The organism is Paracoccus sp. Z118 (genome assembly GCF_019061185.1).
Lineage (GTDB): Bacteria > Pseudomonadota > Alphaproteobacteria > Rhodobacterales > Rhodobacteraceae > Paracoccus.
In genome coordinates, this window is record NZ_JAHQZU010000001.1 from 252,911 (window position 1) to 274,795 (window position 21,885).

Genomic DNA, 21,885 nt, shown 5'->3' on the forward strand with positions numbered 1-21,885 from the left:
CAGGCACGCAGCGGGGCACGACGGCATGAGCGATACCACATCCACGAGGCCGAGCGGCTATTCCCGCGTCATGCTGAAGATCTCGGGCGAGGCGCTGATGGGGGACCAGTCCTACGGCCTGCACCCGCCGACGGTCGCCCGGATCGCGGACGAGGTCGAGTCGGTCCACAAGATGGGCGTCGAGATCTGCATGGTCATCGGCGGCGGCAACATCTTCCGGGGGCTGCAGGGCAGCGCCCAGGGAATGGAGCGGACCACCGCCGACTACATGGGGATGCTGGCGACCGTGATGAACGCGCTGGCGATGCAGGCCGCTCTGGAGGCCAAGGGCATCCACACCCGCGTCATCAGCGCCATCCGCATGGACGAGGTGGCCGAGCCCTATATCCGCCGCCGCGCCGTCCGCCATCTGGAAAAGAAGCGCATCTGCATCTTCGCCGCCGGCACCGGGAACCCCTATTTCACCACCGACACGGCCGCGACGCTGCGGGCGTCCGAGATGAACTGCGAGGCAATCTTCAAGGGGACCAAGGTCGATGGCGTCTATGATTGCGACCCCAAGAAGTTCCCCGACGCCAAGCGGTACGAAAGCGTGACTTACGACGAGGTGCTGCAGAAGCATCTGGGGGTGATGGACGCCAGCGCCATCGCGCTCGCCCGCGACAACGATCTGCCGATCATCGTCTTCTCGCTGGACGAGCCGGGCGGCTTCCGCAGCATCCTGAACGGCACCGGCACCTCTACGCGTGTCCACGGCTGATTGCTTTGCCATCCTCCGCGCCTTTGCCTTTGCCATGCGCGGCGGGTTTGGCTAGAAACGCTCAAACACGGGCAAAAAGACGGGCAGAGGGCAGCACGCATGGCTGACGACATCGAAATCGACACCGACGATCTGGAGCGCCGCATGAAGGGCGCGATGGAAAGCCTGCGCCACGAGTTCCAGACGCTGCGGACCGGCCGCGCATCCGCCTCGATGATCGACCCGATCATGGTCGATGCCTATGGCTCGCCCACGCCCATCAATCAGGTCGGGACGGTGAACGTCCCCGAGCCGCGGATGGTCACGATCAACGTCTGGGACAAGGCCATGGTCGGCAAGGTCGAGAAGGCGATCCGCGAAAGCGGACTGGGCATCAACCCGCAGCTCAACGGCACCATCATCATGCTGCCGATCCCCGAACTGAACGAGGAGCGTCGGCGCGAGCTGACCAAGGTCGCCGCGCAATATGCCGAAAGCGCCCGCGTCGCGGTCCGCAACGTGCGCCGCGACGGCATGGACCAGATCAAGAAAGCCAAGTCCAAGGGCATGGCCGAGGACGACCAGAAGTTCTGGGAGACGTCGGTGCAGGAGCTGACCGATAAGATGATCGGCGAGGTCGACAAGGCGCTTGAATCCAAGCAAGCCGAAATCATGCAGGTCTGAATCATGGTCGCTGATGCCGCGCCGCAACTCACCGAAGGGCTGACCGGCGCGGCCCGCCCGCGCCATGTCGCCATCATCATGGACGGCAACGGACGCTGGGCGACCGAACGCGGCTGGCCCCGGCTCGTCGGCCACCGGCGCGGGGCCGAGCGGGTCAAGCAGATCGTGCACGCCTGCCCTCTGATGGGGGTGAACTGGCTGACGATCTACGCCTTCTCGACCGAGAACTGGAAGCGTTCGACCGTCGAGGTGCTGGGCCTCATGGGCATCTTCGCCCGTTATATCCGGCGCGAGGCCGACGCGATGGCGGCCGAGGGGGTGCGGATGCGCTTCATCGGCGACCGCGAGCCGCTGGACCGCAAGCTGCGCGGGCTGATGGACAGCATCGAGGTGCAGACGGCGGGCAATTCGCGCCTGAACCTGACGGTCGCGATCAACTATGGCGGAAGGGCGGAGCTGACCCGCGCCAGCGCGCGGCTGGCAGCCAAGATCGGCCGGGGCGAGATCGGAGAGCCGACCGAGGCGGACCTCGCCGCCTGCCTCGATACCGCCGGCCATCCTGACCCGGATCTGGTCATCCGCACCTCGGGCGAGACGCGGATTTCCAATTTCCTGCCGTTCCAGGCAGCCTATGCGGAATACGAGTTCACCCCGACGCTGTGGCCCGATTTCACCCCCGCGCATCTGGAGGAGATTCTGGACCGCTTCGGGATGCGCGACCGCCGCTTCGGGGCGGCATGAGGCCGCCTTCGCCGCCGCCCCCATCGCCTGAGCCGCAGATCGTCGGGACAGGCCGGTGGGCCGATCTCAGCCGCAGGCTCGGTTCGGGCGTGCTGGTGGCGGGTGTGGGCCTTGCGCTGCTGTTCCTCGGCGGCATCTTCCTTGCATTCGGGCTGGCCATCCTGATGGGCGCCCTGATGTGGGAACTGTCGCGCGTGACGGCGGTCCAGGTGCCTGGCCGGGTGCCGCACCACCCCGAGATGATCGCCACGATGGCGGCGGTGGTCTTTTTCGCCGTGACGCTGTTCGGCGGCTGGGCGGCGGTGCTTTTCGCCGCGCCGCTGTTCGTCGGCTGGCGGCGCAGCGCCGAGGCGCAGCGGGGGCTGTTCGTCGCCTTCGCCATCGCCTTCCTCGGCGCCGGGCTGTCGCTGATCTGGCTGCGCGAGTCGATCGGCCTCGGCACGGCGCTGTGGCTGGTGGCGACGGCGGTGCAGTCCGACGTGCTGGGCTATTTCGTCGGCCGCTCGGTCGGCGGGCCGAAATTCTGGCCCGCGATCAGCCCCAAGAAGACCTGGAGCGGAACCTCCGCCGGCTGGATCGGTGCCTTCGTCCTTGCCGCGCTGCTGGTCGCCTTCGACGGGTCCGACTGGTCGCTGCTGATCCTCGGCCCGCTGATCGCCTTTGCCGGGCAGATGGGCGACATCGCGGAAAGCTGGCTGAAGCGGCGCACCGGCATCAAGGACAGCTCGCGCCTGATCCCGGGTCACGGCGGCGTGATGGACCGGTTCGACGCGCTGACGGCGGCGCTGCTGGTCGCCGCGCTCGCCGGCATGCTCGGGATGGAGCCGCCGAGGATCGGTGGCTGACATGCGGAGCGTCTCGATCTTCGGCGCGACCGGTTCGGTCGGCGAAAGCGCGTTCGATCTGCTGATGCGGGCGGGGGGCGCCGACGCCTTCCGCACCATTGCCCTGACCGGCGGGCGCAACGCCCTGCGGCTGGCCGAGATGGCCCGCGCGCTGCGGGCCGAGATCGCGGTGATCGCGGACGAAGACCGGCTCCCCGACCTGCGCGAGGCGCTGGCCGGAACGGGGATCGAGGCGGCGGCAGGTGATGCCGCCATCGACGAGGCGGCGCAGCGCCCGTCGGACTGGTCGCTGTCGGCCATCGTCGGCGCGGCGGGGCTGATGCCGGGACTGCGCGTCGCGCAGCGGGGCGGGACACTGGCACTGGCGAACAAGGAAAGCCTCGTCGCCGCTGGCCCTCTGCTGATGGGCGAGGCGCGGCGCAGCGGGGCGACGATCCTGCCGGTCGATTCCGAACATTCCGCCATCTTTCAGTGTCTTGACTGCGGCAAACTCGACAGTGTCGAGCATGTGACGATCACCGCCTCGGGCGGCGCGTTCCGCGACTGGCCGCTGGAGCGGCTGCCCTTCGCCTCGGTGGCGGAGGCGTCCAGCCATCCCAACTGGGACATGGGGCAGCGCATCACAATCGACAGCGCAAGCATGTTCAACAAGGCGCTGGAAGTCATTGAGACGCACGAATTCTTCGGCCTGACCAGCGACCGGATCAGGGTGCTGGTCCACCCGGAATCCATCATCCACGCGATGGTCTCCTATTCCGATGGCGCGACACTCGCGCATCTCGGCCCGCCCGACATGCGCCATGCCATCGGCCATGCGCTGAACTGGCCCGACCGCGCGCCGCTTCCCGTGGCGGGGCTGGACCTTGCGGCGATCGGCCAGCTCACCTTCCGCGCACCGGACGAGGGGCGCTGGCCGGCGCTGCGGCTCGCGCGGCAGGTCATCGACCAATCGGGCGCCGCGGGTGCGGTCTTCAACGCCGCCAAGGAGCAGGCGCTGGACGACTTCATCGCCGGGCGCCTGCGCTTCACCGACATGGCGGGCGCGGTCGAACACGCGCTGGACATCGCCGCAGGGCGTCCCCATTTCGGCACCAGTCCGGCCGATCTGGACGCGGTGCTGGCCTGGGACCGCGCGGCCCGCCGCGACGCGGCCGGCTGGAGTCCGGCCGGGAAAGACTGACGGAAAGGCGTTTCATGATCGACATCATCGGCCAGATGGGCGGGCTTGCCTGGACCATCCTGGCATTCATCATCGCCCTGTCGATCATCGTCGGCGTCCATGAATACGGCCATTACATCGTCGGCCGCTGGTCCGGCATCCGGGCCGAGGTGTTCTCACTCGGCTTCGGTCCGCGGCTCTGGTCGCGGCGCGACCGGCGCGGCACGGTCTGGCAGGTCGCGGCGATCCCGCTGGGCGGCTATGTCCGGTTCTTCGGCGATTCCGACGCGGCGAGCGCCGGACCGGGCGTCGAGGTCGATCCCGCGCTGAAGCGGCAGACGCTGGAGGGTGCCCCGCTCTGGGCGCGCATCGCCACGGTCGCGGCCGGGCCGGTCTTCAATTTCATCCTCGCCACGCTGATCTTCGCCGGGGTGATCGCCTGGCAGGGCGTCGCCGTGGACCGGATGCTGATCGGGGAGATCGCCCCCAGCCCGGCCGAGGTCGTCAACGAACTGCGCCCCGGCGACGAGATCCTCGCCGTCGAAGGCCAGCCGGTCGCCACCTGGGGGGAGCTGTTCGCCCTGACCGCAACCCTGCCCGCCGCCCCGGTGCAGGACTGGACGGTGCGCCGCGATGGGGCAGAAATCACCGTTCCCGGCCCGGACCCGGCGCCGGCCCGCATCTCCGGCGTCGCGCCCCGCAGCGCCGCCGCGACCGCAGGGCTTCGCGCGGGCGACGTGATCGTCGCCATCGAGGGCGCGCCGGTTTCCCGCTTCACCGAGCTTCGCAGCCATGTCGAGGCGGCCGAGGGCGAACCTCTCCTGCTCCGCGTCTGGCGCGAGGGCGCGGGCGAGGCCGACTACACCCTCGTCCCCCGCCGCCAGGATCTGCCGACCGAGGACGGCTACGAGCAGCGCTGGCTGATCGGTGTGACCGGCGGCGAGGGGTATTTCACGCCCGCGACGCGCGGGGCCGGGATCGTGGAATCCGTCGGTGCCGGAGCCAGGCAGACCTGGGCGATCATCGTCGGCTCGCTGACCGGGCTGTGGGCGGTGATCTCGGGGCAGATCGGCGGCTGCAACCTCGGCGGCGCGATCTCGATCGCGGAAAGCACCGGCCACGCGGCGAGTTCGGGGGCCGGCAACTTCATCTGGTGGATCGGCGTGCTGTCGGCGGCGATCGGCTTTCTGAACATCCTGCCGATCCCGGTCCTCGATGGCGGCCATCTGGCGTTCTTCACCTGGGAAGCCGTCACCGGCCGTCCGCCATCGGACCGGGCGATGCGCGTGCTGACCTCGATCGGGCTGGCGGCGATCCTGACATTGATGGTTTTCGGCCTCTCCAACGACATTCTCTGCCGCTGAGGGCGGGCTTTGTTTTGACAGGGCTTGTTGCTGCGTTTAACCATCGCGGGCAAAGGCGGCGGGGAAACCGGCGCGTGGCGAAGCATGAGGGGCGGCCATGACCATCAGGACTTTCGGCAGGGGCGCGGTCGCCCTGGTATCTGCGCTGGCGCTGGCACCCGTGCTGGCCGGAGCGCCGGCCTTTGCGCAAGCCGCGTTCTCGTTCAGCAACGTCCAGATCGAAGGCAGCCAGCGGGTCGATCCGAACACGATCCTGTCGATGGCCAATGTCGAACGTGGCGGCACCATGTCGGCGGGCCAGCTGAACGATGCCCAGCAGCGGCTGCAATCGTCGGGGCTGTTCGAGCAGGTCGAGCTGGTGCCGCAGGGCGGCACCCTTGTCATCCGCGTCAACGAATATCCGACGATCCGCGTCATCAGCTTCGAGGGCAACCGCCGCCTCAATGACGAGCGCATGGCCGAGATCGTCAGCTCGCGCGCGAACCGCGTCTTCTCGCCTGCTCAGGCCGAGCAGGACGCGCAGCTGATCGCCGCCGCCTATGCCGCCGACGGGCGGCTTGCGGCGCGGGTCGATCCGCGCGTGATCCGCCGCGCCAACAACCAGGTGGACCTCGTGTTCGAGGTGCGCGAGGGCGATCTGACCGAGATCGAGCGTATCGGCTTCACCGGCAACCGCGCGTTTTCGGACCGGCGGCTGCGGAACGTCCTGAACACCAAGCAGGCGGGCCTGCTGCGCAACTTCATCCGCCGCGACACCTACGCGCCCGAGCGTATCCAGCTTGACGAGCAGCTTCTGACCGACTTCTACCGCTCGCGCGGCTATGCCGATTTCCGGGTGCAGGCCGTCGCGCCGGAAATCACCCGCGAGCGCGACGCCTTCTACGTCACCTACGCCGTCACGGAAGGTCCGCGCTACACCTTCGGGCGGGTGAACACCGCCAGCGAGATCCCCGGCGTCGATGCCGCGCCCTTCGCCGCGCAGAACCGCGTCGGCTCTGGCGAGGTCTACAGCCCGCAGGCGGTCGAGAACACCATCCGGCGGATGGAGACCGTGGCGATCCAGCAGGGGCTGGATTTCGTCAATATCGAGCCGCGCATCACGCGCAACATGAGCAACCAGACGCTCGACCTGACCTTCGCCCTGACGCGCGGGCCGCGCATCTTCGTCGAGCGCATCGACATCGAGGGCAACACCACGACGCTGGACGAGGTGATCCGCCGCCAGTTCCGCACCGTCGAAGGCGACCCCTTCAACCCGCGCGAGATCCGCAACGCCGCCGAACGCATCCGCGCGCTGGGGTATTTCGCCGACGCGCAGGTCGGCAGCCGGCAGGGCACCAGCCCCCAGCAGGTGATCGTCGATGTCAACGTCGAGGAACAGCCGACCGGCAGCCTGTCCTTCGGTGGCAGCTATTCGGCGTCCAGCGGCGTCGGCTTCAACGCCTCGCTTCAGGAAAGCAACTTCCTCGGCCGCGGGCAGCAGGTCGGGCTGAGCCTTTCGACCGCCTCGGGCTCGCAGGGGTTCCAGTTCGACTTCACCGAACCGGCCTTCCTCGGCCGCGATCTCAGGGCGCGCTTCTCGACCTGGTATCAGACGACCGATCGGCTCAACAGCGACTACAACACCAAGGCGATCGGCTTCCTGACCGCGCTGGAATTTCCGGTCAGCGCCAATGGCCGTGTCGAACTGCGCTACCGGCTGGAGGAGGACGAGCTGAAGGACGTCGATCCGATCGAGATCAACGCCGAGACGGGCGAGCTCGACGGCTCGTCGCCGATCCTCTATTTCGAGCAGGGCTCGCGGCTGTCGTCCTCGCTGGGCTATACCTACAGCTACGACAGCCGCCGGACCGGGCTCGATCCCGTGACGAACTGGAAGTTTTCGCTGACGCAGGATGTGGCGGGGCTCGGGGGCGACGTGAAGTCGGTCACGACCTCGGTTCTGGCCGGCGTCGAAAGCCGCGCCTGGCGCCGCGAGGTGACGCTGCTGGCCGAGGTCGAGGCCGGCGCGGTCAGCATGCTGGACGATCAGGAAAGCCGGATCACCGACCGCTTCAGCGGCAACAGCAAGATCCGCGGGTTCGAGCCGAACGGCTACGGTCCGCGCGATACTGACGCGCCGAACGAGGACGCCCTGGGCGGCAACTTCTTCTGGGCCGCCCGCGCCGAGGCGCAGTTCCCGCTGGGCCTGCCCGAGGAATACGGCGTCGCGGGGGCCGTCTTCGCGGATGTCGGTTCGGTCTGGGGGCTGGACAACACCGCCGGCTATCTGGGCGAGGTGGACGATTCCATGAAGGTCCGCGCCTCGGTCGGCGTGTCGCTGTTCTGGACGACCCCGCTTGGCCCGCTGCGGTTCAACCTCGCCAAGGCGGTCAAGAAGGAAGACTACGACGAGGAACAGGCCTTCGATCTGACGATCTCGACCCGGTTCTGATGACAGGGCGGGCGCTGATCCATGGGGCCACGCTCGCCGCTCTGCTGGCCGCGCCGGTGCCCGCCGCATGGGCGCAGCCCGCGCAGGCCGAGACGCAAGCCGACGCGCTGACCCAGGCCATCGTCACCGTCGATCAGGATGCGATGTATGGCCGCTCCGCATGGGGCCGGCGGGCCGAGGCGCTGGTGACCGAGCGCCTGCGCGAGCTTTCGGCCGAGAACGACCGCATCTTCGCAGAGCTTTCGGCCGAGGAGGCGTCGCTGACCGAACAGCGCGCCACGCTCTCGCCCGAGGAGTTCCGCGCCCGCGCCACCGCCTTCGACGAGCGCGTGACCGTCGTCCGGCGCGAGCGGGAGGAGGCGGCGTTGCAGGTCGCGGCGCTGGCCGAGGCCGAGCGGGCGGCCTTCTTCTCCGCCGCGATTCCGGTGATCGGCGCGCTGATGCGCGAGCGCGGCGCGCTGCTGGTGCTGGACCCGCGCACGGTGCTGCTGTCGGCGGACTCCATCGACATGACCGAGGCGACCATCGCCCGCCTGAACGAGCAGATCGGCGACGGCGAGGGCCGTGCAAGGCTGCCGGGCAGGGTCGGCGAAGGCGTGGGGCAGGCCGACGCACGCGCATCCGCCGCACCGGATGCGGCAGGGCCGGCGCCCGAACCGGTGCCGGCCGCGCCGCCCGCCCTTTCCGAGCCAGCCGCCCCGGCCGAGGCCGCGAACTGAGCGGGCCTTCCGCGATCCGTGCCCGCCCGCATTCGGGTGCCGGACTGCCCGTGGCGCTGTCGGGAATGCGGATCGGCCTGCTGGGCGGCTCGTTCGACCCCGCGCATCAGGGCCATGTTCATCTCAGCGAAACGGCGCTGCGCCGCTTCAAGCTGGACCGGGTGTGGTGGCTCGTCAGCCCCGGAAACCCCCTCAAGGCGCACGGTCCCGCGCCCATCGCTGAACGTGTCGCGGCGGCGCGGCGGCTGGTCACGAACCCCCGCATCTCCGTCACCGATGTCGAGGCGCGGCTCGGCACGCGGCTGACCGCCGACACGCTGGCCGCGCTTCAGCGGCGCTGGCCGGGGGTGCGGTTCGTCTGGCTGATGGGGTCGGACAATCTCGTGCAGTTCGCCCGCTGGCAGCGCTGGCGCGAGATCGCCGCCCGCGTGCCCATCGGCGTCGTCGCCCGCCCCGGCTCGCGCCTGCCCGCCCGCACCTCGCGCGCCGCCCGCATCCTTGCCCCGTATCGGCTGCCGGAATCGCGCGCGGGCGAACTGGCGTCCTGCGACCCGCCCGCCTGGGTGCTGGTCAACATGCCGATGTCGGCGCTGTCCTCCAGTGCGATCCGCGCCGCCGGGCAGGGCGCGCGAAACTTGCCAACGCCGCCCCCCGTTTGATAGCTGATCAAAAACCGGAGAACATCATGGCCGCGACCGAGCCTTCGCCCGCCCCCCAGACCGAGGCCGATCTGGCCCTGATCAAGCGGATCATCCCGCACCGCTATCCGTTCCTGCTGGTGGACAAGGTCCGCGACATCGTTCCGGGAAAGGGCGGCGTCGGCATCAAGTGCGTCACCGCGAACGAGCCGCATTTCCCCGGCCACTTCCCCGAAGCCCCGATCATGCCCGGCGTGCTGGTGATCGAGGCGATGGCCCAGACCGCCGCCGTCGTGGTTGGCTTCACCGTCGACCTGATCGACCGCAACGCGCTGGTCTATTTCATGTCCATCGACAACTGCAAGTTCCGCGGCATGGTCGTGCCCGGCGACCAGCTGGAGCTTCATGTCGAGGTCACGCGCGGCGGCGGCAAGATCTGGAAGTTCCACGGCCGGGCGATGGTCGGCGGCAAGCTCTGCGCCGAGGCGGACTTCGCGGCCATGCTCGACGTGCCCGCCAGAGAGCCGGCCGATGGCTGAGGTCCAGATCCACCCCTCGGCCATCGTCGAGCCGGGGGCCGAGCTGGGGCAGGGGGTCCGCATCGGTCCCTTCTGCCATGTCGGCCCGCAGGTGCGGCTGGAGGATGGCGCGGTGCTGAAAAGCCATGTCGTCGTCACCGGCGACACGCATATCGGCCCCGACACGGTGATCTTTCCCTTTGCCTGCATCGGCGAGCTGCCGCAGGATCTCAAGTTCCGGGGCGAGCGCACGATGCTGCGGATCGGCGCGCGCAACCGCATCCGTGAATATGTCACCATGCATCCCGGCACCGAAGGGGGCGGCGGGCTCACCTCGGTCGGTGATGACGGGCTTTTCATGGCCTCCTGCCATGTCGCGCATGACTGCCGGATCGGCAACCGCGTGATCCTGGTGAACAGCGTCGCCGTTGCAGGCCATTGCGTGCTGGAGGACGGGGTGATCGTCGGCGGCCTGTCGGGCGTTCACCAGTTCGTCCGCATCGGACGCGGCGCGATGATCGGCGCGGTGACGATGGTGACGGCCGATGTTCTGCCGCATGCGCTGGTGCAGGGGCCGCGCGGGCATCTGGACGGGCTGAACCTCGTGGGGCTGAAACGCGCCGGGGCAACCCGCGCCGACATCACCGCGCTGCGCGACCTGCTGGCGGCGCTGGCCGGTGGCAGCCTGCGCGAGACGGCGCGAAAGCGGGCCGAGCGCGAGGTTTCGGTGCTGGAGCGTGAGGTGCTGGACTTCATCCTCGCCCCGACCGAGCGCAGCTTCCTGACGCCTCAGGGATGACGGGGCAGGGATGACGGGCAGCGCGACAGGGCCGGTCGCGGTCATTGCCGGGCAGGGGCGGCTCGCGCCCCGCATCGTCGCGGCGCTGGACGCGCCCCGCGTCTTCGCGCTGGAGGGTTTCACCCCCGAGGGGCTGGCGGCCGAGCCGTTCCGGCTGGAACGCCTCGCCCCGCTGCTGGACCGGCTGGTGGATGAGGGCGTCGAGCGGGTGATCTTTGCCGGCGCCGTGCGTCGCCCCCGGCTGGATCCCGAGATGTTCGACCCCCGCACCGCCGCGCTGCTGCCGCGCATCCTGGGGGCGATGCAGTCCGGTGACGACGGCGCGCTGCGCGAGGTCATCGCCATCTTCGAGGATTGGGGCCTGTCGGTGGTCGGCGTGTCGGATATCCTTCCCGATCTGGTGCCCGGCGAGGGCGTGCTGGCGGGCGAGCCGACCCCTGCCGACCGCCGCGACGCCGAGCGTGGGGCGGAAATCCTCGCGGCGCTCGGGGCGCTGGACATCGGGCAGGGAACAGTGGTGGCGCAGGGCCTCTGCCTGGCCGTGGAAACGCTGCCGGGGACCGAGGCGATGCTGGATTTCGTCGCCCTTCATCCCGGCCTGCGGCCCGACCCGAAGGGCGCGCGGGGCGTCTTCTACAAGGCGCCGAAGCCGGGGCAGGACCTGAGGATCGACCTGCCGACGCTCGGCCCCGACAGCGTGGCGCAGGCCGCGCGCGCGGGGCTGGCCGGGATCGCGTGGCAGGCGGGCGGGGTGATCCTGCTGGAGCGCGAGGCGACCGTCGCCGCCGCCAACGATGCGGGCCTGTTCCTGTGGGCGCGGGCGTGAACCCTCCGCGCATCTTCGTGCTGGCCGGAGAGCCCTCGGGCGACAAGCTGGGCGGCGCGCTGATGGCGGGGTTGAAGCAACTGGAACCCGGCGCGGAGTTCCGGGGCATCGGCGGGCCGGAAATGACCGCGCAAGGGCTGTCCAGCCTGTTCCCGATGTCCGAACTGAGTCTGATGGGCATCTGGGAGATCCTGCCGCAATACCGCGCGCTCAAGCGCCGGATGGCCCAGACCGCGCAGGCGGTGCTGGACTGGCGACCGGATGCGCTGGTGACGATCGACAGCCCCGATTTCGCCCTGCGGGTGGCGCGGCAGGTGCGCGCGGCCGACCCGAATATCCGCACGATCCACTATGTCGCGCCCTCGGTCTGGGCGTGGCGGCCGGGCCGGGCGGCGAAGATGGCGCAGGTGATCGACCACGTTCTCGCGATTCTGCCCTTCGAGCCGCCGCTGATGCGGGCCGCCGGGATGACCTGCGATTTCGTCGGCCATCCGGTCGTCGCCGAACCCCGCGCCGCCGAAGCCGAAGCCGCCGCCTTCCGCCAGCGCCATGGCATCGCCCCGGACGCGCCGCTGGTCCTGTGCCTTCCCGGCTCGCGCCGGGGCGAAGTGCAGCGCCTCGGCCCCCGCTTCGACGAGGCGCTGATCCGCCTGCGCGACCGGATCCCGGAGATTCGGGTGGTGCTGCCGACCGTGCCGGGCGTGTCGGCCATGATATCCGAAATGACCCGCCGCTGGCCCACCGCGCCCATCGTCGTGGGCGACGCGGCAGGCAAGCGGGCCGCCTTCGCCGCCGCCGACCTGGCGCTGGCGGCGTCCGGCACGGTCAGTCTGGAACTGGCGGCAAACCGGGTGCCGATGGTGATCGGCTACGACATGGCCCCGCTCAGCCGGGTGGTGATCGGCTGGCTGCTGCGGACCGATACGGTGACACTGGTCAACCTCGTCAGCGAAACCCGCGCGGTGCCCGAGTATCTGGGCCGCAACTGCCTGCCGGGTCCCATGGCGCACGCGCTCTACGATCTGTTGGACGATCCTGCGGCGCGGGCCGAGCAGATGGCCGCGATGGAGCTGACGATGGAGCGTCTGGGCCGCGGGGGAGAGCCGCCCGGCCTGCGGGCGGCCCGTTCGGTTCTGGGCGCGATCGCCCGCGCGCGTTAAAGCGCCGCCGTCACGATGATCTCGACCTTGTAGTCGGGGCTGGCCAGCTTCGATTCGCCCGTCGCCCGCGCCGGGGCGTTCCCCTTGGACACCCAGGCGTCCCACGCCTCGTTCATCTGGGCGAAGTCGGCCATGTCGGACAGCCAGATCTGCGCCCGCAGGATGCGGGTCTTGTCGGTGCCCGCGGCAGTCAGAAGGCGATCTACCTCGGCCAGCACCTCGCGGGTCTGCTCCCCGGCGGATGCGCCCGGCGAGCCGACCTGACCGGCCAGATAGAGGACGCCGCCGTGGATCACCGCCTCGCTCATCCGCTCGCCGCATTCGATCCGTTTGATGTCTGCCATGTTCATGCTCCGTTGATGAGACGCCAGAAGAATGCCGCCGTCATGCCGAAGCCGACCACCGCGATCAAGCCGCGAAGCGCCGGCATCGGGATCAGGCGGGCGGCCGGCGCGCCGAGAAACCCGCCGAGGATGGTGCCGACGCTCATCACCAGACACTCCACCCACACGATCTGCCCGCCCGCCGCGAAGATCGCCGCCGAGATCAGCGACAGCGCAAAGCTGAGCCAGGTCTTCAGCCCGTTCATCTCGTGCAGGTCCGTCATCCCCCACAGCGAGAACAGCGCCAGCAGGATGATCCCCAGCCCGCCGTTGAAATAGCCGCCATAGATGGCGACCGGGATCATCGTGCCCGCCCCGAACGCCGCGACCCCGCCCCGGAACCGCGAGGCGAAGGCCCGCACCTGCGCCGCGAAGACGAAGACCAGCGTGGCGATCAGCAGCAGGAACGGCACCAGCAGCGAAAACGCCTTGCTGCTCGAGACCAGCAGCAGCACCGACCCGGTCGCCCCGCCCAGCAGCGTGAGCCATGTCAGCCGCACGACGACGGCGCGGTCCAGCCGCGCCAGATCGCGCCGGAACCCGATGGCCGAGGCGAGATAGCCCGGCAGCGCGGCCACGGTGGAACTCGCATTGGCGGCGATCGGCGGCACCCCGGTGAAGACCAGCGCCGGAAAGGTGATGAACGTGCCCCCGCCCGCGACGGCGTTCAGCATGCCGCCCAGAAAACCCGCCACGATCAGCAGGACCAGATCGAAACTCACGACGTGCGTGCCCCCTTGCTTCGGCTGCGCGCCGTGGCGCGGACACTGCCGCTTCGGGGCGGGGCGGGCAAGCCCCGCCGATGTTCATGGCGTGATGCCGGACGGCAGAGATCCGGCGCGCCGACGGCTGGGAGCGGGAGAGTGCCAACCGGAGTTTCTTCGGGACTCGTCTCCCGAAATACGCCGATTCACGGGCGAATGTGCGGATCAGGCGGTCAGAAAACTCACCGCTACCTTCGCGCATTTTCCCGCAAGTTCCTGAAAATACATGAGGTTCGCTGGAGCGGGTGAAGGGAATCGAACCCTCGTCGTAAGCTTGGGAAGCTTCTGCTCTACCATTGAGCTACACCCGCGTTGCGCCTTCGCTAACGTGACCCGCGCCGCCGGTCAAGAGGCGGCTGCGGGCTACAGCAGCCCCATCTCGGCCAGCTCGCGGGCGAGCTTCGGGGGCAGGGGTTGTTCCACCTCGCGGCCAGGGGGCAGGTCCGTTGGCGCGTCGTCCGGCTTGAGATAGCGCCAGCCTTGGAAGGGGCGGCGCGGGACGCCCGTCACTCGCACCAGCTCGCGGTCGAGGATCAGGGCGCAGCGTTCGATGCCGTCCTCGCCCCGGCGCGGTTCCAGCGCGATCAGGCGCTGGCGGGCGAGCATCACGCCCTTGAACACCCAGTAGATCGAGCCGCCGGCCAGCAGCTCGGCTTCGCGCTTGGGTCGCATGCGGGTGACGTGCTGGGTCGGGCCGTCGCCGAAGCGGGCGCGCTGCCAGGTTTCCAGATCGGCGGGGGACTGCGCGCCGACGCAGAGTTTCATCATGTGCAGGGAAGCCGTCATGGCCGGAATATAGGCCCGCGCCAGAATGGTTAACAGACCCGCAGCCATGTTCCCTGACGGCGCTTGCGCACGGGATGCATCCACCCTAGCCGTGCCGGGGAAAGGACCACCCATGTTCCGCGACACCCCTACCCGCCGCCTGCGCGAGGGCGAGCTGATCGCCATGCTGGCGCTGCTGTTTGCCACCGTTGCGTTCTCGATCGACGCGATGTTGCCTGCGCTGCCGCAGATCGCGGCCGTGCTGACGCCGGACGATCCGAACCGCGCGCAGCTGATCCTGACGAGTTTCATGGCCGGGATGGGCCTCGGGACGCTGTTCGCGGGGCCGATCTCGGACGCGATCGGCCGCAAGGCGACGATCACCATCGGCTTCGCGATCTATCTCGTGGCCTCGGTCGGGGCGATGTTCGCAGGAACGCTGGACGTGCTGCTGGCGCTGCGCTTCGCGCAGGGGCTGGGCGCCGCCGCGCCGCGGATCGTCGGCACGGCGATGGTGCGCGACATGTATCAGGGCCGCGAGATGGCGCGGATCACCAGCTTCATCATGATGGTGTTCATGATCGTTCCCGCCATGGCGCCGTTGATCGGGCAGGGGTTCATCCGGCTGTGGGGCTGGCACGGGGTCTTCGCCGGCTTCGTGATCTTCGGAACCGCCGGCTGGCTGTGGCTGACTCTGCGCCAGCCCGAGACGCTGCCCGCACCGGCCCGGCGGCCGCTGCGGCTGGGAACGCTGTGGAACGGCGTCCGCGAGGTCCTGTCGCACCGCGAGGTGGTGCTGACCACCGTGGTCCTCTCGCTGGGGTTCGGGCAGATGTTCGCGCTGCTGTCGTCGGCGCAGCAGCTTTTCGGCGAGGCCTACGGCAAGGGCGAGCAGTTCCCGCTGTGGTTCGCGGCCATGGCGGTCCTCGCTGGAAGCGGGACCATCCTCAACGCGCGGCTGGTGATGCGGTTCGGGATGCGGCGGCTGGCGCGGACGGCCTATGGCGTTCAGGTCGTCATGTCGGCGCTGTTCCTGATCCTGCTGCTGACCGGCGCGCTGCCGCCGTGGCTGAACTTTCCGGCGTTCTTCGTATGGGCGGTCGGCGTGTTCATGATGGCCGGGCTGACCTTTGGCAACCTCAATGCGCTCGCCATGCAGAAACTGGGGCATATCGCCGGGATGACCGCCTCGGTCGTGTCGGCGATCTCGACCATCGGCGCGGTGGCGATCGCGGTGCCCGTGGGCCTGGCCTATGACGGCAGCGCGCTGCCGGTGGCGCTGGCGGCGCTGGTCTGTTCGGCCCTCGCATGGCTGCTCATGGGGCGGATGAAATGACGCGGTTGACACCGCGCCCGCCGCTTATATAAGCGCCGCTTCCATTGGTGTTGGTGGACCCCGCAAGGGGAAGCCTGTCGCCCCCAGACTGAAACGGTCGAAGGGGAAAGGACAACGCCCTTCACAACTGACGAAGGAGATCAGCGATGACCAAACGCACCGCTGCCAAATACAAGATCGACCGCCGCATGGGCGAAAACATCTGGGGCCGCGCCAAGTCCCCGGTGAACCGCCGCGAATACGGCCCCGGCCAGCACGGCCAGCGCCGCAAGCAGAAGCTGTCCGACTTCGGCACCCAGCTGCGCGCCAAGCAGAAGCTTAAGGGCTACTATGGCGATCTGACCGAAAAGCAGTTCCGCCGCATCTATGCCGAGGCCGAGCGCGTCCGCGGCGACACCGGCGAGAACCTGGTCGGCCTGCTGGAGCGTCGTCTGGACGCGATCGTCTATCGCGCCAAGTTCGTGCCGACCATCTTCGCCGCCCGCCAGTTCGTGAACCACGGCCATGTGCAGGTGAACGGCGAGCGCGTGAACATCGCCTCGTATCGCGTCAAGGAAGGCGACGTGATCTCGGTCCGCGAAAAGTCGCGCCAACTCACCATCGTTCTGGAAGCCGTCGGGCTGCCGGAACGCGACGTGCCGGACTATCTGGAAGTGGACCACAACAAGATGACCGCGACCTTCGTGCGCATCCCGGCCCTTGGCGACGTGCCTTACGCCGTCGTGATGGAGCCGAACCTGGTCGTCGAATACTACGCCCAGAACTGATTCGGTTCGCAGTTTGCAGATTTGGGCCGTCCCTTGGGGGCGGCCCTTTTCGTTGACAGCCCCAGCGCCTTGCCTGACCCTTCGCCCATGAGCCGGCCCCCGCATCTGACCCCCGTGCCCGACCTGCCCGAGCCTGCGGTGCCGGGCCCCGACGCGCTGATCGTGGACGTGCCGGGCTATGACGGCCCGCTGGACCTGCTGCTGACGCTCGCGCGGACGCAGAAGGTGGATCTCATGCAGATCAGCGTGCTGGCGCTGGCCGAGCAGTATCTTGCCTTCGTCGAGGAGGCGCGCAGCCTGCGGATCGAGCTTGCGGCGGACTACCTCGTGATGGCGGCGTGGCTCGCCTTCCTGAAATCGCGGTTGCTGCTGCCGCCCGATCCGCAGGCCGAGGGGCCATCGGCCGAGGACATGGCCGCGCATCTGGCGTTTCAGCTGGAGCGGCTTCAGGCCATGCGCGAGGCGGCGGCGCGGCTGATGGGGCGCGACCGGCTCGGGCTCGACCGCTTCGCCCGCGGCGCGCCGGAGACGGTGGCGCGGGTGCGGCGGGTCGAATGGCAGGCGAGGCTGATCGATCTGATGCGCGCCTATGCCCGGCTCAAGACCCGCGACGAGTTCCGCCCCTATGCCTTCGACCGCCGCGACATCTACACGATGGAGCAGGCCCTGGACCGGATGCGAGGGCTGATCGGCTTCGCGGGCGACTGGACATCGCTGGCCGAGTTCCTGCCGGATGGGTGGGAGGGCTCGGCCGACCGCCGCCGCTCGGCCACCGCCGCGACCTTCGCGGCCTCGCTGGAACTGGCCAAGCAGGGGCAGGTGGAATTGCGGCAGGGCGAGACCTTCGCCCCGATCTCGATCCGCCGGCGGAAGCGGACATGACCGGCGCCGCCCCGATCCCCGCCTTTCCGCCCCCCGACATGGCGCAGCAGGAACGCATGGTCGAGGCGATGCTGTTCGCCTCGGCCCAGCCGATGCGGATGGCCGACCTCGCCGCCCGGATGCCGACCGGCAGCGACCCGGCCGAGGCGCTGGCCGCGCTGCGCCGCCGCTATGCCGGGCGCGGGGTGGAACTGGTGCGGGTGGGCGATGCCTGGGCGTTCCGCACTGCCGGGGATCTCGGCTTCCTCATGCAGGAACAGACGGTCGAGCAGCGCCGCCTGTCGCGCGCGGCAACCGAAACGCTGGCGATCGTCGCCTATCACCAGCCCGTCACCCGCGCCGAGATCGAGGAAATCCGCGGCGTCGCCGTCAGCCGCGGGACGCTGGACCAGCTGATCGAGGTCGGCTGGGTCCGCATGGGCCGCCGCCGCGACACGCCGGGCCGGCCGGCGACCTTCGTCGTCACCGATGCGTTCCTCGACCACTTCGGACTGGAGCAGACCCGCGACCTGCCGGGGCTTTCGGAACTGCGGGCGGCGGGCCTGCTGGACGCTCGCCCGTCGGTTGCGGGCTTGCCCCTTGCGCGACAGGCCGGCGGGTCCAATATGGGCGAGGAAGATGCAGGCGAGTCGCTGCCTGCCGAAGATCTTTTCGACCAGCGTTAGGGGCCGCTGCCACCGCGCCTGTGGGGGGAACAGCAGGAATGAACATGAACGGCATTTTCGGGATGCTCGCCCGCATGGTGACCCGCCGGGCGATGAACTGGGGCGTCAACAAGGGCATCGACCGGATGTCACGCTCGGGCAAGGGAGGAGTGCCGAACGGACAACCTTCCGCCGCTGCGAAGAAGCAGGCCAAGGACATGCGGCAGGCCGTCAAGCGCGCCCGCCAGGCCGCCCGCATCACCCGCCGCTTCGGCCGCTGACGCCCTGTCCCGGCGGGTATCCCGTCAGCTCCAGATATCCCCGGCCGGTGGCCGATCCGCCGATCCGCACCGGTCCTTCCCAGTAAGGCACGCTGGTCGCCATGTTCGCGTCGGGGTTGACCGCTTCGATGTCCAGATCCAGCCCGGCGGCGGGCAGTTCGACCCGCCACGTCGTCGGCGGGATCGCCCGTCCCGGCGTCAGGCGCAGGTCGTCCCCGGTCAGCGGCTGCACGTTGCCATCCGGTGCGATCAGGCTGCCGAAGACGAAGGACGGCTGTCCCCGCACCTGCGCGGCCATCAGCCTGCGCCCGTCATCCAGATGCAGCGCCATCCAGTCCCAGCCCTGCTGGCTGCGGTCCAGCGGCTGCGAGGACCACTCGCGGTCCAGCCACGCCTGTCCGGTGACCTCGACCTCTCCCTGCGGCAGCGTCAGCCGCCCCGAAACCTCGTAGAACGGCTGGCTGTAGTAATGGCTGGCCTGTCCCGCCTCGCTCTTGATCGAGAAGCCGTCCGCGCCGTGAAGGACCAGCGGGCCTTGCGCCTCGGCCTCCAGCGAAAGCGCGAAGTCGCTGCCGCGCGCGGCGACGTGCAGCCGGTCGATACCGGAGGCGGCGTTCGGGGCGGTCATCTCCCAATCGTCGATCCAGGCCGAGAAGGGCGCGGCGGTGACGCCCGCCTGACCGATGCCGCCGCGCCCGAAGCGTTCGGCGAAGTGGTGACCGTCCGGCGTCGTCACGGCGGCATGGGCCATCCAGACCTGCGGCGCGGACCAGCCGCTTTCCGGGCCGTCCGGCGCGAGGGCCGACCGGAACAGCGTCCATTGCGCGCCGTAGTCCCGCCCCTCGGCATCGCGCAGGTTGGCGGTCAGATACCACCACTCGATGCGGAAATCCTCGTGCGCGCCGTGATCGCGGGGGAAGGTAAGGTCGTAGGCGGCGTCCGGCAGGGCAAAGCCCTCGACATCCGCGCCGAGGCCCGCGAAGCCGGATTGCTGCCCGAAGGCGGGCAGGGCGGCCAGCAGCAGCACGGCGAGCCATCTAGCGCTCATCGGCGAACACCCTCAGCAGCTTGCCCGGCGTGATCCGCGCCAGCCGCAGCGCCGGCAGGCTGCCCGCCGCCAGCGCCGTCAGCAGCGCGGCGACCCCCAGCCGCGCCAGCAGGTCGGGCGAGACGAGCATCGGCAGACGCCAGCCGAACGCCTCGACATTGATGACCGTCAGCAGCATCCACGCCAGACCCAGGCCCACCGGCACCGCATAGACCGCTGTGGCGAGCGCGAGGATCAGCGTGCGGGCAAGGTCCAGCCGCGCCAGCCGCGCGCGCGGAATGCCCGCCGCCCAGACCGGCGCCAGTTGCGGCAGCCGGATGGAGGCGAGCGTCAGCAGCCCCGTCAGCAGCGCGATCCCCGCCACCGCGAGCGTCAGCACGTTCAGCGCCGCGGTGACGGCGAAGGTCCGGTCGAAGATCTGCAACGAGACGCGCTTGGCGCGATCCTGATCGACGACGGCACTGGCTGGCAGGTCGAACTCGTCGCGCATCGCCTCCGCCAGGCCCGCAGCATCTTCAGGGGGCACCCGGACCGCCTGATACAGCCGCGGCGCGCCCGGAAAGCGGGCGGTGAACGCGTCGAGGCCGATCATCGCCTGCGGGTTGGGATTGCCGTAATCGGAATAGATGCCGGCGATGGGAAGGGGGCCGCCGGGCAGGTCCAGCGGATCGCCGAGGCGCAGCTCCGCGCGGCGGGCAAGCTGCTCGTTGACCAGCGCCGCCTCGCCCTGCGCGACCCGCTCCCAGACGCCGGGCTCGGCCGACAGCATCGGCCAGCTCTCGCGATAGGTCGCGTGGTCGATGAAGCCGTAGACCCGGCCCGGCTGATCCGCCAGCGGCGCCTCGGCGTTCCAGATCGGCAGGACCGCATCCGCCCGCTCGCCGAGCCAGACGCGGATCGCGGCGGCCTCGGGCTCGGTGCGGGCGGTGACGTAAAGCTCGGCGGCGAGGCGCTGGTCCAGCCAGCCGGTGAAGGTCGCGCGGAAGCTGCCGACCATCGTGCCGACGCCGATATTTGCGGCCAGCGCCAGCATCAGCGCCATCAGCGCCAGCGACAGGCCGCCAAGCTGCTGGCGCGTGTCGGCGACGAACCATCCCGTCAGCACGCCGCGCGCGAGCTTCGCCGCAAGCCGCAGGGCGGCGTCCAGCGCCACCGGCAGCAGCAGCGCCGCCGCCAGCAGCCCGCAGGCGAGCGCGGCGAAGCCGGCGACCAGCCCGCCGACCGCAAGACACAGCGGCACCCCGGCGATCAGCACCGCCGCCGCAAGCGCCTGCCGTCGTAGCCCGCGGGCCGTCGCCTCGGCCCAGGGGGCGGCCTGCCCGGCGGCGAGCAGCGGCATCCGCGCGGTCTGCGCCAGCCCCCGCGCGCCGGCCAGCGCCGTGCCCGCGAGCGCCATCGCCAGCCCCGAGGCTACCCAGCCCGGCCGCAGCGCCAGCGCGCCCGACACCTCGGCCCCGTAGAGGCCCGACAGCGTCGCCGCGACCCCCGGCATCAGCGCCGCCGCCATCGCCCAGCCCAGCACGATCCCGGCCGCCCCGGCGACCAGCGCGGCGATCGCCAGTTCGGCGGCCATCAGCGCCATCACCTCGGCCCGCGCCACACCCAGCGCGCGCAGGGTCCGCAGCATCGGGCGGCGCTGCTCGAAGGCGAGGCCGACGGCGGACTGGGTGATGAACAGTCCGACGATGAAGCTGAGCAGGGCGAAGGCGGTCAGGTTCAGGTGGAAGCTGCGGGTCAGAGCGGAGGGGTCGGTGCTGCCCTGTCCCGGCTCGACCCGGACCAGATGAGGGGCGGCCTCGGTCAGCGGCGGCAGGCCGACGGGCTGGTCTTCGGCGAGGATCAGGGCGGTCAGCCGATCCTCCAGCCGCAGCAGGCTCTGCGCGATGCCGATATCGACGATCAGCGTGTTGGCGGGCGCGTCCGGGTCGAGGCGGATCGTCAGGCCACCGAGATCCGCGCTTTCCAGCGCCGCCGCCGTTTCCGCGTTGGCATAGCCGAGGCCGGGAGGCGTGATGAAGCGGAGCAGTTCCTCCGTTTCCCCCACGCCGCCACCCGCCGAGGCGAGTCCCAGCCGCGTCACCGGCTCGATCCCCATTACCGAGACGCGGGCACCGCCCAGCCGCAGCTGCCCCTCGGCCACCGGCGAGACGAGCCAGCCCGCGCGGCGCAGGCGCACGTGATCGCCGGTCGTCAGGACGCTGCCGGGTGCCGGTTGCAGCCGCGCCAGCGCGCCGGTGCCGAGCCGGCTCGCGGCGGTCGCGTAGCTCGCCCGCGCCTCGGCATTGATCGCCTGCACCCCGGACCAGAGCGCGGTTGCCAGCATCAGCCCCGCCAGCAGCATCGCCAGTTGCAGCGGGCGCTTGCGCCAGTGCGACAGCAGCGCGCCAAG

The 21,885-nt window shown here is 70.0% G+C and carries 23 protein-coding genes and 1 tRNA gene; 18 read left to right on the forward strand and 6 right to left on the reverse strand.

The genetic code is table 11. From position 1 onward, the window contains the following. Positions 1-25: 25 nt before the first annotated feature. The 13 genes from pyrH to lpxB all read left to right on the forward strand — a co-directional run bounded on the left by pyrH (position 26) and on the right by lpxB (position 12,626). On the forward strand, positions 26-760 hold the full coding sequence (gene pyrH / locus KTN05_RS01280) for a UMP kinase (protein ID WP_217327548.1): 735 nt from the start codon (positions 26-28) through the stop codon (positions 758-760). 99 nt (positions 761-859) lie between these two features. Beyond that, on the forward strand, positions 860-1,423 hold the full coding sequence (gene frr, locus KTN05_RS01285) for a ribosome recycling factor (RefSeq protein WP_217327549.1): 564 nt from the start codon (positions 860-862) through the stop codon (positions 1,421-1,423). A 3-nt stretch (positions 1,424-1,426) separates the two neighbouring features. After that, complete coding sequence (gene uppS, locus KTN05_RS01290) at positions 1,427-2,164, forward strand: polyprenyl diphosphate synthase (RefSeq protein WP_217327550.1); 738 nt, start codon at positions 1,427-1,429, stop codon at positions 2,162-2,164. Next, positions 2,161-3,009, forward strand: coding sequence for a phosphatidate cytidylyltransferase (locus tag KTN05_RS01295; RefSeq protein WP_217327551.1), 849 nt, complete (start codon positions 2,161-2,163; stop codon positions 3,007-3,009). The genes uppS and KTN05_RS01295 overlap by 4 nt, the downstream gene beginning before the upstream one ends. Before the next feature lies 1 nt (position 3,010). Beyond that, positions 3,011-4,189: a 1-deoxy-D-xylulose-5-phosphate reductoisomerase gene (gene dxr / locus KTN05_RS01300; protein WP_217327602.1), complete on the forward strand. Its 1,179-nt coding sequence runs from the start codon at positions 3,011-3,013 to the stop codon at positions 4,187-4,189. A gap of 14 nt (positions 4,190-4,203) precedes the next feature. Then, positions 4,204-5,532, forward strand: a complete 1,329-nt coding sequence (gene rseP, locus KTN05_RS01305; protein WP_217327552.1) for an RIP metalloprotease RseP — start codon at positions 4,204-4,206, stop codon at positions 5,530-5,532. A gap of 97 nt (positions 5,533-5,629) precedes the next feature. Beyond that, positions 5,630-7,966, forward strand: a complete 2,337-nt coding sequence (gene bamA / locus KTN05_RS01310; RefSeq protein ID WP_217327553.1) for an outer membrane protein assembly factor BamA — start codon at positions 5,630-5,632, stop codon at positions 7,964-7,966. After that, positions 7,966-8,685, forward strand: coding sequence for an OmpH family outer membrane protein (locus KTN05_RS01315; protein WP_217327554.1), 720 nt, complete (start codon positions 7,966-7,968; stop codon positions 8,683-8,685). Before bamA ends, KTN05_RS01315 begins: the two co-directional genes overlap by 1 nt. Positions 8,686-8,735: 50 nt before the next feature. Next, complete coding sequence (locus tag KTN05_RS01320) at positions 8,736-9,344, forward strand: nicotinate-nucleotide adenylyltransferase (protein ID WP_371823248.1); 609 nt, start codon at positions 8,736-8,738, stop codon at positions 9,342-9,344. A 26-nt stretch (positions 9,345-9,370) separates the two neighbouring features. Then, on the forward strand, positions 9,371-9,862 hold the full coding sequence (gene fabZ / locus KTN05_RS01325; protein ID WP_217327555.1) for a 3-hydroxyacyl-ACP dehydratase FabZ: 492 nt from the start codon (positions 9,371-9,373) through the stop codon (positions 9,860-9,862). After that, entirely contained in the window at positions 9,855-10,640 is a 786-nt protein-coding gene (lpxA, locus tag KTN05_RS01330) for an acyl-ACP--UDP-N-acetylglucosamine O-acyltransferase (protein WP_217327556.1), read from the forward strand. Before fabZ ends, lpxA begins: the two co-directional genes overlap by 8 nt. Positions 10,641-10,650: 10 nt before the next feature. Next, on the forward strand, positions 10,651-11,466 hold the full coding sequence (locus KTN05_RS01335) for an LpxI family protein (protein WP_217327557.1): 816 nt from the start codon (positions 10,651-10,653) through the stop codon (positions 11,464-11,466). Beyond that, on the forward strand, positions 11,463-12,626 hold the full coding sequence (gene lpxB / locus KTN05_RS01340; RefSeq protein WP_217327558.1) for a lipid-A-disaccharide synthase: 1,164 nt from the start codon (positions 11,463-11,465) through the stop codon (positions 12,624-12,626). The genes KTN05_RS01335 and lpxB overlap by 4 nt, the downstream gene beginning before the upstream one ends. On the opposite strand, the gene KTN05_RS01345 is transcribed toward lpxB, so the two are convergent. The 4 genes from KTN05_RS01345 to KTN05_RS01360 all read right to left on the reverse strand — a co-directional run bounded on the left by KTN05_RS01345 (position 12,623) and on the right by KTN05_RS01360 (position 14,559). Then, positions 12,623-12,970: a RidA family protein gene (locus tag KTN05_RS01345; RefSeq protein WP_217327559.1), complete on the reverse strand. Its 348-nt coding sequence runs from the start codon at positions 12,968-12,970 to the stop codon at positions 12,623-12,625. The genes lpxB and KTN05_RS01345 overlap by 4 nt on opposite strands. A 2-nt stretch (positions 12,971-12,972) precedes the next feature. Then, on the reverse strand, positions 12,973-13,731 hold the full coding sequence (locus KTN05_RS01350) for a sulfite exporter TauE/SafE family protein (RefSeq protein ID WP_371823249.1): 759 nt from the start codon (positions 13,729-13,731) through the stop codon (positions 12,973-12,975). Positions 13,732-14,010: 279 nt separating this feature from the next. Beyond that, positions 14,011-14,084: transfer RNA gene (locus KTN05_RS01355), tRNA-Gly, on the reverse strand. A gap of 52 nt (positions 14,085-14,136) precedes the next feature. After that, the gene (locus KTN05_RS01360) at positions 14,137-14,559 is read right to left on the reverse strand and encodes a DUF1489 family protein (RefSeq protein WP_217327560.1); all 423 of its coding nucleotides are present in this window, start codon (positions 14,557-14,559) and stop codon (positions 14,137-14,139) included. 112 nt (positions 14,560-14,671) lie between these two features. Here KTN05_RS01360 and KTN05_RS01365 point away from each other — a divergent pair, with 112 nt between their 5' ends. From KTN05_RS01365 to KTN05_RS01385, 5 genes are all read left to right on the forward strand, one after another. After that, positions 14,672-15,874, forward strand: a complete 1,203-nt coding sequence (locus KTN05_RS01365) for a multidrug effflux MFS transporter (RefSeq protein WP_254367882.1) — start codon at positions 14,672-14,674, stop codon at positions 15,872-15,874. Between the two features lie 146 nt (positions 15,875-16,020). Then, the gene (gene rpsD, locus KTN05_RS01370; RefSeq protein ID WP_217327561.1) at positions 16,021-16,641 is read left to right on the forward strand and encodes a 30S ribosomal protein S4; all 621 of its coding nucleotides are present in this window, start codon (positions 16,021-16,023) and stop codon (positions 16,639-16,641) included. Between the two features lie 87 nt (positions 16,642-16,728). After that, complete coding sequence (locus KTN05_RS01375; RefSeq protein ID WP_217327562.1) at positions 16,729-17,523, forward strand: ScpA family protein; 795 nt, start codon at positions 16,729-16,731, stop codon at positions 17,521-17,523. Continuing rightward, the gene (scpB, locus tag KTN05_RS01380; protein ID WP_254367883.1) at positions 17,520-18,188 is read left to right on the forward strand and encodes an SMC-Scp complex subunit ScpB; all 669 of its coding nucleotides are present in this window, start codon (positions 17,520-17,522) and stop codon (positions 18,186-18,188) included. The genes KTN05_RS01375 and scpB overlap by 4 nt, the downstream gene beginning before the upstream one ends. A 44-nt stretch (positions 18,189-18,232) precedes the next feature. Then, positions 18,233-18,448: a hypothetical protein gene (locus tag KTN05_RS01385; protein WP_254367884.1), complete on the forward strand. Its 216-nt coding sequence runs from the start codon at positions 18,233-18,235 to the stop codon at positions 18,446-18,448. Here the strand turns inward: KTN05_RS01385 and KTN05_RS01390 are convergent. Continuing rightward, positions 18,426-19,496 carry a lipocalin-like domain-containing protein gene (locus tag KTN05_RS01390; RefSeq protein ID WP_217327564.1) on the reverse strand — a complete coding sequence of 357 codons (1,071 nt, stop codon included), beginning with the start codon at positions 19,494-19,496 and terminating at the stop codon, positions 18,426-18,428. The genes KTN05_RS01385 and KTN05_RS01390 overlap by 23 nt on opposite strands. After that, the gene (locus tag KTN05_RS01395; protein ID WP_217327607.1) at positions 19,486-21,837 is read right to left on the reverse strand and encodes an FtsX-like permease family protein; all 2,352 of its coding nucleotides are present in this window, start codon (positions 21,835-21,837) and stop codon (positions 19,486-19,488) included. Before KTN05_RS01395 ends, KTN05_RS01390 begins: the two co-directional genes overlap by 11 nt. Positions 21,838-21,885 lie beyond the last annotated feature (48 nt).

What these genes read in the sequence shown, in the direction of transcription:
- pyrH (WP_217327548.1), top strand. Translation starts at nt 26, where the DNA reads ATGAGCGATACCACATCCACGAGGCCGAGCGGCTATTCCCGCGTCATG.
- frr (WP_217327549.1), top strand. Translation starts at nt 860, where the DNA reads ATGGCTGACGACATCGAAATCGACACCGACGATCTGGAGCGCCGCATG.
- uppS (WP_217327550.1), top strand. Translation starts at nt 1,427, where the DNA reads ATGGTCGCTGATGCCGCGCCGCAACTCACCGAAGGGCTGACCGGCGCG.
- KTN05_RS01295 (WP_217327551.1), top strand. Translation starts at nt 2,161, where the DNA reads ATGAGGCCGCCTTCGCCGCCGCCCCCATCGCCTGAGCCGCAGATCGTC.
- dxr (WP_217327602.1), top strand. Translation starts at nt 3,011, where the DNA reads ATGCGGAGCGTCTCGATCTTCGGCGCGACCGGTTCGGTCGGCGAAAGC.
- rseP (WP_217327552.1), top strand. Translation starts at nt 4,204, where the DNA reads ATGATCGACATCATCGGCCAGATGGGCGGGCTTGCCTGGACCATCCTG.
- bamA (WP_217327553.1), top strand. Translation starts at nt 5,630, where the DNA reads ATGACCATCAGGACTTTCGGCAGGGGCGCGGTCGCCCTGGTATCTGCG.
- KTN05_RS01315 (WP_217327554.1), top strand. Translation starts at nt 7,966, where the DNA reads ATGACAGGGCGGGCGCTGATCCATGGGGCCACGCTCGCCGCTCTGCTG.
- fabZ (WP_217327555.1), top strand. Translation starts at nt 9,371, where the DNA reads ATGGCCGCGACCGAGCCTTCGCCCGCCCCCCAGACCGAGGCCGATCTG.
- lpxA (WP_217327556.1), top strand. Translation starts at nt 9,855, where the DNA reads ATGGCTGAGGTCCAGATCCACCCCTCGGCCATCGTCGAGCCGGGGGCC.
- KTN05_RS01335 (WP_217327557.1), top strand. Translation starts at nt 10,651, where the DNA reads ATGACGGGCAGCGCGACAGGGCCGGTCGCGGTCATTGCCGGGCAGGGG.
- KTN05_RS01345 (WP_217327559.1), bottom strand. Translation starts at nt 12,970, where the DNA reads ATGGCAGACATCAAACGGATCGAATGCGGCGAGCGGATGAGCGAGGCG.
- KTN05_RS01360 (WP_217327560.1), bottom strand. Translation starts at nt 14,559, where the DNA reads ATGACGGCTTCCCTGCACATGATGAAACTCTGCGTCGGCGCGCAGTCC.
- KTN05_RS01365 (WP_254367882.1), top strand. Translation starts at nt 14,672, where the DNA reads ATGTTCCGCGACACCCCTACCCGCCGCCTGCGCGAGGGCGAGCTGATC.
- rpsD (WP_217327561.1), top strand. Translation starts at nt 16,021, where the DNA reads ATGACCAAACGCACCGCTGCCAAATACAAGATCGACCGCCGCATGGGC.
- KTN05_RS01375 (WP_217327562.1), top strand. Translation starts at nt 16,729, where the DNA reads ATGAGCCGGCCCCCGCATCTGACCCCCGTGCCCGACCTGCCCGAGCCT.
- scpB (WP_254367883.1), top strand. Translation starts at nt 17,520, where the DNA reads ATGACCGGCGCCGCCCCGATCCCCGCCTTTCCGCCCCCCGACATGGCG.
- KTN05_RS01385 (WP_254367884.1), top strand. Translation starts at nt 18,233, where the DNA reads ATGAACGGCATTTTCGGGATGCTCGCCCGCATGGTGACCCGCCGGGCG.
- KTN05_RS01390 (WP_217327564.1), bottom strand. Translation starts at nt 19,496, where the DNA reads ATGAGCGCTAGATGGCTCGCCGTGCTGCTGCTGGCCGCCCTGCCCGCC.
- KTN05_RS01395 (WP_217327607.1), bottom strand. Translation starts at nt 21,837, where the DNA reads ATGCTGCTGGCGGGGCTGATGCTGGCAACCGCGCTCTGGTCCGGGGTG.